This window comes from Bradyrhizobium sp. sGM-13, from assembly GCF_018398875.1.
Taxonomy (GTDB): domain Bacteria; phylum Pseudomonadota; class Alphaproteobacteria; order Rhizobiales; family Xanthobacteraceae; genus Bradyrhizobium.
The window spans coordinates 1-242 of sequence record NZ_JAGWDK010000414.1 but is presented as its reverse complement, the minus strand read 5'-3'; the positions used below and the strand labels follow the sequence as shown (position 1 = coordinate 242).

At 48.8% G+C, this 242-nt stretch carries 1 protein-coding gene; it reads right to left on the bottom strand.

The window, feature by feature from the left end:
- Positions 1-242, bottom strand: a 242-nt coding sequence (locus KJQ96_RS39485; protein ID WP_213291272.1) for a DUF2813 domain-containing protein, incomplete at both ends; no start/stop codon positions are given.

Sequence of the window (242 nt, the reverse complement as noted above, 5' to 3'; positions counted from 1 at the left end):
GGAAGGTCAAAATAATATGCAGATGATGTTCTCGCCCGTTGATATCTCCCGGCGGGAACCAGAAATCGTCGCGCTCAAAATGGTAGAGATCTGATTCTGGCGATAGCAGCAGAGTTAAGGCGTCCAGCAAGCTGGATTTACCCCACGCGTTCTCCCCAATCAGGACGTTGTTTTGTTCCAGCATCAACGACAAACGGTTGATACCGCGAAAACCCACAATTTCAACGCGCTCAAGAATCATA